Annotated in this window: 8 protein-coding genes; 6 read left to right on the forward strand and 2 right to left on the reverse strand. The window is 70.4% G+C overall.

What is annotated here, in order from left to right; genetic code table 11:
- The first annotated feature begins 38 nt into the window (after window positions 1-38).
- Entirely contained in the window at window positions 39-398 is a 360-nt protein-coding gene (locus tag NF4_RS12665; protein WP_063127537.1) for a hypothetical protein, read from the forward strand.
- A 23-nt stretch (window positions 399-421) separates the two neighbouring features.
- Here NF4_RS12665 and NF4_RS12670 read toward each other — a convergent pair whose 3' ends face one another.
- The gene (locus NF4_RS12670) at window positions 422-1,423 is read right to left on the reverse strand and encodes a methylenetetrahydrofolate reductase (protein ID WP_063127538.1); all 1,002 of its coding nucleotides are present in this window, start codon (window positions 1,421-1,423) and stop codon (window positions 422-424) included.
- A 215-nt stretch (window positions 1,424-1,638) separates the two neighbouring features.
- Here NF4_RS12670 and NF4_RS12675 point away from each other — a divergent pair, with 215 nt between their 5' ends.
- The 4 genes from NF4_RS12675 (at window position 1,639) to NF4_RS12690 (ending at window position 7,121) form a co-directional block, all read left to right on the forward strand.
- Window positions 1,639-2,745 carry a polyprenyl synthetase family protein gene (locus tag NF4_RS12675; RefSeq protein WP_232330440.1) on the forward strand — a complete coding sequence of 369 codons (1,107 nt, stop codon included), beginning with the start codon at window positions 1,639-1,641 and terminating at the stop codon, window positions 2,743-2,745.
- Window positions 2,746-2,806: 61 nt separating this feature from the next.
- The gene (gene crtI / locus NF4_RS12680; RefSeq protein ID WP_084533085.1) at window positions 2,807-4,405 is read left to right on the forward strand and encodes a phytoene desaturase family protein; all 1,599 of its coding nucleotides are present in this window, start codon (window positions 2,807-2,809) and stop codon (window positions 4,403-4,405) included.
- A 59-nt stretch (window positions 4,406-4,464) separates the two neighbouring features.
- Window positions 4,465-6,144 carry an alpha-(1->6)-mannopyranosyltransferase A gene (locus NF4_RS12685; RefSeq protein WP_232330436.1) on the forward strand — a complete coding sequence of 560 codons (1,680 nt, stop codon included), beginning with the start codon at window positions 4,465-4,467 and terminating at the stop codon, window positions 6,142-6,144.
- Window positions 6,141-7,121: a phytoene/squalene synthase family protein gene (locus NF4_RS12690; RefSeq protein ID WP_084533086.1), complete on the forward strand. Its 981-nt coding sequence runs from the start codon at window positions 6,141-6,143 to the stop codon at window positions 7,119-7,121. The genes NF4_RS12685 and NF4_RS12690 overlap by 4 nt, the downstream gene beginning before the upstream one ends.
- A 15-nt stretch (window positions 7,122-7,136) precedes the next feature.
- Here the strand turns inward: NF4_RS12690 and NF4_RS12695 are convergent, their stop codons facing one another.
- Window positions 7,137-7,505, reverse strand: a complete 369-nt coding sequence (locus NF4_RS12695; protein ID WP_030523869.1) for an Rv2175c family DNA-binding protein — start codon at window positions 7,503-7,505, stop codon at window positions 7,137-7,139.
- Window positions 7,506-7,650: 145 nt separating this feature from the next.
- Between NF4_RS12695 and pknB the strand changes: the two genes are divergently transcribed.
- A complete protein-coding gene (pknB, locus tag NF4_RS12700; RefSeq protein WP_198165322.1) occupies window positions 7,651-9,564 on the forward strand; it encodes a Stk1 family PASTA domain-containing Ser/Thr kinase in 1,914 nt (637 codons plus the stop codon).
- Window positions 9,565-9,745 lie beyond the last annotated feature (181 nt).

A 9,745-nucleotide genomic window follows, 5' to 3' on the forward strand; every position in this document is an offset into this window, starting at 1 on the left:
GCAGGGCCTCACGGCCCGGGTTTCGAGGAGGCTGCACCATGACCGTCGTCGGCCACACCAGCGTCGATACCACGTGGACGCAATGGCTCGAGCGATGCTCGGTCCGGCTGCGCAGCCCGCACGGCATCAGTGAACCGGTCGCCCGTCACCAGCTCGGCGAATCACCGGAACTGCTGCCGGGCCTGCCCGGGACCTGGTGGGTCATCGACGGCCGGGTGTTCATCGCGGCAAAGCCCGGCGACCGCCTCGACCACGCCGGTGCGCGGATCGCGGGGATCGAGATACTCGACCCGGTCGACGGCGCCCCCGGACTCATCCTGCGCCACGACGACCACGCGCTCGAAGTGGTGCGCCGGGACGACCGGATCGCGGTCCACGTCTACGCCCCGGTCGACTGACCTCTCGCCCCGGCCGGCGCCGGTCAGGCGCTGATCGGCGCGGTGGTGACGCCGTAACCCAGATTGGTCAGCACCTCACCGGTCGCCTTGGCGAAGTTCAGGGTGATGAAGTGCAGGCACGGTGCGCCCTCGGCGATCAGCCGTTCCCCCATCTCGGTGGCGATCTCGATACCCGCGGCCCGGACCGCGGCGCGATCCTCCTCCGGTCCGGATCCGGCGGCCCGGTGCAGCCGTTCGATCACCCGTTCCGGCAGCGGCCGGCCGCACAGCTGCTCGGCACGCTCGACCGTGCGCAGCGAGGTGATCGGCATCAGTTCCGGAATGATCGGTTTGGCGCCCTCCACCGGGTCCAGGGCGGCGACCCGATCGCGCAACCGTAGGTAGTCGTCGACGTCGAAGAACATCTGGGTGATCGAATACTCCGCGCCGGCACGCAGTTTCGCCGCCAGATGGGCGGTGTCGTGGTCGAGATCGAGCGAACGATGGTGTCCCTGGGGGAACGAGGCGACCCCCACATGGAAATCGCCCAGGTCGCGCACGATGCGCACCAGTTCCTCGGCGTACTCCACCCCCTCGGGGTGTTTGTGCCATTCGCCCAGCGGGTCGCCCGGGGGATCACCGCGCAGCACGAGGATATTGCTGATCCCGGAATCGGCGTAGGCCCCGACGATCGACCGCAGCTCGGCGACGCTGTGGTCGACCGCCGTGAGATGGCCGACCGGCAAGAGGGTGGTCTGCAGGGCGAGTTCACCGGTGACCCGCACCGTACGCTCCCGGGTGCTCCCACCGGCGCCGTAGGTCATCGAGACGAACGCCGGATGCATCCGCTCGAACGTGCGCACCGCCCGCCACAACCGCTGCTCGCCCGCCTCGTCGCGGGGCGGGGAGAACTCCACGGAGAACGGCACCGCGCCGTCGGCGTGCCGGCGCAGGCTCTGCACGACCGAAGGCGTCGCGGAGACGTCCGGTGACGTGGGGGACGGCCGGCCAGGGGTCGGGAGTCCCCGCGCGTTGTCGAAAGTCACCGGCTCAGTCTAGAGCCGCCCGGTATTCTCCCCGATTCTCTCCCACCGCCGCCACCGGATCCGCGTCCTGGGCGCGCGCGTATTCTGCGATCAGGTCCCGCCGCCGCGGCGGGCGCGCGTGGGTGGCTCCCGCGGCTACCGGCGCCACCGGTTCCGGTAGCCGCTTGCCCACGCAATCGACGATCTGGGAGGTCACCCTGTCAGCCGGAACCGGTATCCCGACACGGTCGGGTCCCCTCGCGGCCGTTCCCGGGACGGCGGCGTTCGCCACGGCCGTGGAGCAGGCGCTGACCGAATTCTTCACCGGCCGCCGCGAGCCGGTCGCCGAGCTGGGCCCGGTATTCGCCGGCAGTGTCGAGGCCCTGGAGTCGTTCACCCTGCGCGGCGGTAAGCGCACCCGGCCGGGTTTCGCCTGGATGGGCTGGCTGGGCGCCGGCGGCGATCCCGCGAGCGCCGAGGCGGCGGCCGTGCTCCGAGCCTGCTCGGCCCTGGAACTCGTCCAGGCCTGCGCGTTGATCCACGACGACATCATCGATTGCTCCCGCACCCGCCGCCGCTTCCCGACCGTGCACGTGGACTTCGAACAGCGGCATCGGCAGGCGGGCTGGGCCGGGGATTCCGCCCACTACGGCGAATCGGTGGCCGTCCTGCTCGGCGATCTGGCGCTGGCCTGGGCCGACGATATGGTGCACGACGCCGGCTTAGACGCGGCGGCGCTGGCGCGCTTCGCCCCGGTGTGGGCGCGGATGCGCACCGAGGTGTTGGGCGGGCAGTTGCTCGATGTCCACGGCGAGGCCAGCGGCGACGAATCGGTGGCCGCGGCGCTGCGGATCAATCGCTACAAGACCGCGGCCTACACCGTGGAACGCCCGTTGCATCTCGGCGGGGCACTCGCCGACGCCGACCCCGGGCTCATCACGGCCTACCGCACCTACGGGACCGATATCGGGATCGCCTTCCAGCTCCGCGACGATCTGCTGGGCGTTTTCGGTGATCCGGCCGTGACCGGTAAACCGTCCGGTGACGATCTGCGCGAAGGTAAACGCACCGTGCTGGTCGCGGAGGCGCTGCAGCGCGCCGCGGAGACGGACCCGGCCGCCGGCGACACTCTACGCGGCGCGATCGGTACCGACCTGTCGGACGCGCAGGTCGGCGAATTACGCGCGCTCCTCATCGAACTCGGCGCGGTCGACGCGGTGGAGGCCAGGATCAGCGCACTCACCGAGCAGGCCCTGGGCGCGATCGACGCCAGTGCCGCCACGCCGGAGGCGAAGACCCGGCTCCGCGAGATGGCCCTGGCGGCCACCCGGCGCGCGGCATGACCGGCGGCGGTAGGCCGGATACCGCCCCGGCTGCACACCGGTACGAGTGGAGGGGTCTGTCGTGAAGTCGGTCCCGGGGCCGGGGGAGCACGTGGTCGTGGTCGGTGCGGGGCTGTCCGGATTGTCGGCCGCGCTGTATCTGACCGGCGCCGGATGCGCGGTGACCCTGGTGGAACGTGCCGACCATGTCGGCGGCCGGGTCGGGCGGTACCGGTTCGCCGACTACGAGATCGATTCCGGGGCGACCGTGCTCACTCTCCCCGGACTCGTCGACGACGCACTGGCCGCGGTGGGTACAGACGCTTCGAGTGCGGTGCCGCCGCTACGGATCCGGCCGCTGACCCCGGCCTACCACGCCCGTTTCGCGGACGGGTCCGACCTGCGGGTCTTCTCCGATCCGGAGCGGATGAGCGCCGAGGTGGCGCGCGCCTGCGGACCGGAGGAAGCCGTCCGGTATCGCCGGTTACGGGAGTGGCTGGGTCGCGTGTTCCAGGCCGAATACGACGAGTTCCTGGCGACGAACTTCGATTCCCCGCTGGATATGGTGCGGTACCCGGAGAAGCGGGCGGCCCTGCTCCGGCTGGTCCGGCTCGGCGGCTTCGGCCGGTTGGGCACCCGGGTCACCCGGACACTGCGCGATCCGCGACTGACCCGGCTGTTCACCTTCCAGGCGCTCTACGCCGGGATGGCACCCGAACAGGCGCTCGGCGTGTACGGCGCGATCCCCTATATGGACACCGCCCTCGGCGTCTACTTCCCCGACGGCGGAATGCGCGCGGTCGCCGAAACCCTGGCCGGCGCGTTCACCGCGGCCGGCGGCCGGCTCGAACTCGGCACCGAGGTCACCGGCCTCGACTATCACCGCGGCCGCGGCCCGGCCCGGGCCCGGCGGGTCCTGCTCGCCGACGGCCGGGCCCTGCCCTGCGACGCGGTGGTCCTCACCGCCGATCTCGGCGCGCTGGATCGTTTCGGCGTGCGCCCCCGCCGCGGGTTGCGGGCCTCGCCGTCGGCGGTCGTCGCGCACGGCACCGTACCCGCCGGCATTGCCGAGAACTGGCCGGTGCAGGCCCATCACACCATCGACTTCGGCGGCGCCTGGGCCCGGACCTTCGCGGAGATCACGCCGCGTCGCGGCGGCCGGCTCATGGGCGATCCGTCACTGTTGCTCACCCGGCCCGCGCTGAGCGATCCCGGGCTGTACCTCACCCGCGGCACGACCCGGTACGAACCGTTCTCGCTGCTCGCCCCCTGCCCCAACCTGGATTCCGCGCCGCTGGACTGGTCGCGGCTGGGTCCCTCCTACCTGCGCGAACTGCTCGGGGTACTGGAGCGGCGCGGGTATCACGGGATCGCCGAACATTTCACCGTCGACCGGCTCGACACGCCCGCGACATGGCGCGATCAGGGCATGCTCGCCGGAACTCCGTTCTCGGCCGCGCATCTGTTCCGCCAGACCGGCCCCTTCCGTACCCGTAACCTCGCGCCCGGCAAGGAGAACGTGGTCCTCGCCGGATGCGGTACGACGCCCGGCGTCGGTGTGCCGACCGCCCTGCTGTCGGGAAAACTCGCGGCACAGCGGGTTGTGGGCGAGAATCGCGGGGTCCGGACGCGCGCCCCTGCCACCGTCCGGCCGCCTTCCGTGACGGAAGCCGTAAACTGAGCGCCGACCTATTCGCCCGCGGTTGCGACCGCCGACCATCCAGGGGGGAACGACACCAGATGCCAGCCCCCCATATGCACACCACGACCAGCACCGTTCCCGTCGCCGACACCGATTCGGCCGCCTCCGGGCCGCCGCCCACGCGCACGACCGCGGGTACCGCTCTCGCGCCCGGGTTCTGGAGCCGGGTACGTATCTGCGGCGATTTCCTGCGCAGCCCGGAAGGCCATGCGGCCCTGCTCGGATTCGCCGGTGCCCTGATGATCACCTTCGGCGGATTCGGCGCCGGCGGCGTCCGCAAACGGGATCCGCTGCTCGAGGCGGTTCACCTGTCCTGGTTGCGGTTCGGCCACGGCTACGCGCTGTCGATGATCTGCGTCTGGGCGGGTGTGCTGATGATGGTGGCGGCCTGGGTCCGGCTGGGCCGGATCACGCTGGGCTTCGGCGGCCACTCCGGTGAGGTGCGACTCAACGAGCTGCGCGCCATCGTCGGTATCTGGATCGCGCCCCTCATGTTCGCGGTACCCATGTTCAGCCGCGACGCCTACTCCTATCTGGCCCAGGGCGCGCTGCTGCGCGACGGTTTCGACCCGTACCAGGTGGGCCCGGTCGCCAATCCGGGAATCCTGCTCGACAACGTGAGCACGGTCTGGACCACCACCACCGCGCCCTACGGTCCGGCGTTCCTGCTGCTGGGCCGCGCGATCACCGCAGTCACCGGCGACAGCGTGGTCGGCGGCACGATCGCCCTGCGGTTCGTAATGCTGCCCGGCCTGGCCCTGATGATGTGGGCCGTGCCGTACCTGACCAAGCATCTGGGCGGGAGGCCGACCGTCGCGCTGTGGCTGGCGGTGCTCAACCCGCTGGTGCTCATCCATCTCATCGGCGGCGTGCACAACGAGATGCTGATGGTCGGCCTGATGTGCGCCGGGATCGCACTGGTGCTGGAACGCCATCACGTGGCCGGCATCGTGGTGGTGGCGATCGGGGTCGCGATCAAGGCGACCGCGGGCGTCGCCCTGCCCTTCCTGGTGTGGATCTGGATGCTGCACGAACGCGAGCGCCGCGCCGAGGACGGCCAGCGCGCCGCGCTGGCCACCAGCAGCCGCGAATTCCTGGCCCATCACTGGAAGATGTTCGCCAAGATCGCGGGTCTCGGTCTCGCGGTGTTCGCGGCGGTGTTCGTGGCGGCCTCGGCGATCGCCGGGGTCGGGATCGGCTGGCTCACCGCGTTGTCGGGGTCGCGCAAGATCATCAATTGGTTGTCGCTGCCCACCGTCATGGCACACGCCGTCACCTGGGTCACCCCCTTCGGGTTGGATTCGACCCTCGAGGTGACCCGCATGCTGTGCATGCTGGCCCTGGGGGTGCTCCTGGTGTGGACCTGGTGGCGGTTCAAACTCAGCGAACGCGATGCCGTCCTGGGCATCCTGATCGCCTTCGTCGCCATCGTGATCCTGTCGCCGGCCGCGCTGCCCTGGTACTACTCGTGGCCGCTGGCGCTGGCCGCCGGTTTCGCATTGTCCACCACCACACTCATGACCCTGGTCGGGGTCTGTACCTGGCTGATGCTGGTGTTCCAGCCCGACGGATCGATCGGCCTGTACAACTTCTGGCATGTCGCGGCCGCGACCTTCGCCTCCGTGGTCGCTGCGCTCTCACTGCGCACCGTCGACCCGCTGCGATTGCGCGGTACGCCCCGGGCGGTTCCCGCGCCCGCTGTTTCCGGCGGTCTGTGAACGCCCGCAGTGGGGTGCGGCCCGGCGCGTCGGCGCCGCCGACCGACGCCGCCGCGCTGCGGGACGCCTACCGGCACTGCCGCCGAGTGGCCGCGGCACACGGACGCTCCTACTATCTGGCGACCAGGCTGCTGTCGGCCGACCGGCGCCCGGCTGTCCACGCGCTGTACGGTTTCGCGCGCACCGTCGACGATATCGTCGACGATCCGCACGTCGGCGCGCCAGGGCGGGCCGTGACCGCACTCGACGCGGTCGAGCGTCGTCTCCGCGCCGCCTGGTCCCAGCCCATCGGCATGCCGGTGGCGCCGCCCACCGATCCGGCACTACCCGCGGCCTTCGATCGAGTCGTCCCCGCGCTCACCGACACCGTCGGCCGGTTCGCCATCGATCCACGTCACTTCTGGACCTTCCTGGATTCCATGCGTATGGACATCCCCGGCTCCCCGCTGTTCCGCAACCGCTACCCCACCATGGCGGCACTGCACGAGTACATGCGTGGCTCGGCCGCCGCCATCGGCCTGCAACTGCTGCCCGTCCTGGGCACCGTCTGCCCGGCGGCCGAAGCCGAACCCGCGGCCGGTGCGCTGGGCGATGCCTTCCAGCTCACCAATTTCCTCCGCGATATCGGCGAGGACCTCGACCGGGACCGGATCTATCTCCCGGCCGCCGAGCTCGCCGCCTTCGGAGTGGACGAGGCACTGCTGATCGACGGCCGGCGCACCGGTCGTACCGATCGCCGCCTGCGCCGGGCGCTGGCACATCTGATCGCCGTCAACCGCGATCTGTACCGCTGCGCCCGGCCGGGTATCGAGTTGCTGAGCCCCCGGGTGCGGCCCGGTATCCGGACCGCCGCGGCACTCTACGCGGCCATTCTCGACCGCATCGAGGACAGCGGCTACGCCGTCTTCGCGCAGCGCGCCGTCGTACCGCAGCGCCGGAGAGTGCGGCTCGCCGCGTACGCGGCCCTCAGTACCTGAGGGCCGGGTAAACGGTCAGAAGGGTTCGGCGGCAGCGCGGCGCAGCACCTCACGCGCCAGCGGCCCGTGCAGCGCCTCCACCGGTTTACCCGGGAGCGTGTCGTCCTCGGTGAAGATCCACTCCAGAATCTCCTCATCGGTGTACTTCGCGTCACGCATCACCGTGATCAGACCGGGCAGGAATCTCAGGATCGCGCCCGTATCGTCGAAGAAGATCTCGGGGACACCGACCACGCCGTCACGCCGGACGGCCAGCAACTGGTTGTCGCGCAGCATCTGATGCACCCTGGTCACCACGACGCCCAGTTTCTTCGCGACTTCGGGCAGCGCGAGCAGGGGTACCGAGGCGGGCAGGACATCGGTACTACAGGGAAAGGCACTCACGGAAGACAACGGTAGACGCTGCCCGCCTCCCTGCCGTGACACACCCGCGACGGCACGGCCGATACCATCGACAGCAGCCGCGCGGGGCGGCCACCGTGTGGGACACGGTTCGAAGGTGGAGAGGTTCGTGACAGCCGGAGGAGAATTGATCGGCGCCGTACTGGATCGGCGCTACCGGATCGACGCGCCGATCGCCCGCGGTGGGATGTCGATGGTGTTCCGCGGAGTCGACACCCGGCTGGGCCGCCAGGTCGCCATCAAGGTGATGGATCCCAAGTTCTCCGGCGATCCCCAGTTCCTGAGTCGCTTCGAATTCGAGGCCCGGGCCGTCGCCGGCCTCAAACACCCCTCCCTGGTCGAGGTCTACGACCAGGGCATGGACGGCGAGTACCCGTTTCTGGTCATGGAGCTGGTCCAGGGCGGCACCCTGCGCGAACTGCTGCGCGAGCGCGGCCCGATGCCGCCGCACGCGGTCCGCGCCGTCGCCGAGCCGGTACTGGCCGCGATCGGCGTCGCGCACGCCGCCGGCCTGGTACATCGCGATGTGAAACCGGAGAACGTACTCATCTCCGATTCCGGCGATGTCAAGATCGCCGATTTCGGCCTGGTGCGCGCGGTGGCCGCGGCCAACACCACCTCGGCCAGCGTCATCCTGGGCACAGCGGCCTATCTCTCGCCGGAACAGGTCACCTCTGGCAGCGCCGACGCCCGCAGCGATGTGTACGCGTTCGGCATCCTGATCTTCGAACTGCTCACCGGCCGGGTGCCCTTCACCGGCGACAATTCCCTGTCGGTGGCCTACCAGCGGGTGGAGAACGACGTACCGAGCCCCAGCGAGTTCATCGCCGGGGTCCCGCCCGAATTCGACCGGCTGGTCGCCCGGGCGACCGCCCGGGAACCCGGGCACCGATTCGCCGACGCGGGGGAGATGGTCGCCGAACTGCGGGCCATCGCCGCCCGCCTTGAGTTGCCCGCCTACCGGGTTCCCGCCCCCCAGGACTCGGCCGAACACACCAGTGCCCGCCATCCGGTCACCCCGCCCGCACCCGAGCCGGCCGCGGTCGCCGGGCCCCAGGCCACTCGGATGGTGACCACGGCCCGCCCCCGGACCGAACCACCCCCGCCCACCTATATTCCCCCGCAGCAGCCCACCCAGTACAGCGCCTATCAGGAGAGCCGGGCCAACCATCGGCGCAACGGCATGATCTGGGCCGCCGTGGTGGTCGTGCTGACCCTGCTGGTCGGCATCGGCGGCTGGTGGCTCGGCATGGGCCGCTACGCCACCGTCCCGTCCGTCGCCGGTATGACAGTGCAGAACGCCACCAGCGAACTGCAGGACGCCGGATTCGAGACCGGCACCCGGGACAAGGCCTCCGATACCGTCCCCGTCGGCGGCGTCGTGGGCACCGATCCGGGTCCGGGCGCCCGCGAGACCAAGGGCTCCACGGTCGACATCCTGATTTCCAGTGGCAAACCACAGGTCCCCGCGGTGTCCCCCGGCGCCGACTGGGACGAAGTCCAGCAGCTGATCCGCGACCAGGGCCTACAGCCGGTCGACGGCGGCGAGGTCGCCAGCACCGCGCCCGAGGGAACCCTGGCCCGTATCGATCCCGGGCCCGGCACCGTCCTGCCCGCCGGCGCCCATGTGCAGGTCTGGAAGAGCAACGGATCGAAACCCGTTCAACTACCCGACCTGCGCGCCGACACCCCCGACCAGGCCCGGCAGAAACTCACCGACCTCGGACTGACGGTCGGCGGCGAACGCCCCGTCTACGACAAACTCGTCGAAGCCGGCCGGGTCATCGGCACCGACCCCGCGGTCGGCACCACCGTCGATGCCGGCTCCTCGGTCACCCTGCTGATCTGCGAAGCCGTCACCATGCCCTCGGTCACAGGCAGAAAGGTCTCCGAAGCCCGCCATACGCTGGAATCCCTGGGACTGACGGTCCAGGTACGACAGCTGGCCCCACTGGATTCCTCGGCCGTGGTTACCCAGAACCCCCCGGCCAACGCCAACGTAGAGCCCGGCGCAACAGTCACCATCGTGGCCTTCCCCTGACCGATCCCCTCGGTAGGACCACTGCCGGACCAGCGACCCGACAGTGGTCCACCGCGCATGCGAGCCCCCATATGAACCTGAACGTCGAACGTCGCCGTAACCCCATGCGTCGAGTTTTACGAGACACCTCAAAGGGTTGAGGCCCGTCTCGCCGTTTCGGCCTCGAAGTGCAGGCGGCGAA

The organism is Nocardia fusca NBRC 14340 (assembly GCF_001618425.1).
Lineage (GTDB): Bacteria > Actinomycetota > Actinomycetes > Mycobacteriales > Mycobacteriaceae > Nocardia > Nocardia fusca.

Coding starts and splice junctions, on each gene's coding strand:
- NF4_RS12665 (WP_063127537.1), top strand. CDS start 39: ATGACCGTCGTCGGCCACACCAGCGTCGATACCACGTGGACGCAATGG.
- NF4_RS12685 (WP_232330436.1), top strand. CDS start 4,465: ATGCCAGCCCCCCATATGCACACCACGACCAGCACCGTTCCCGTCGCC.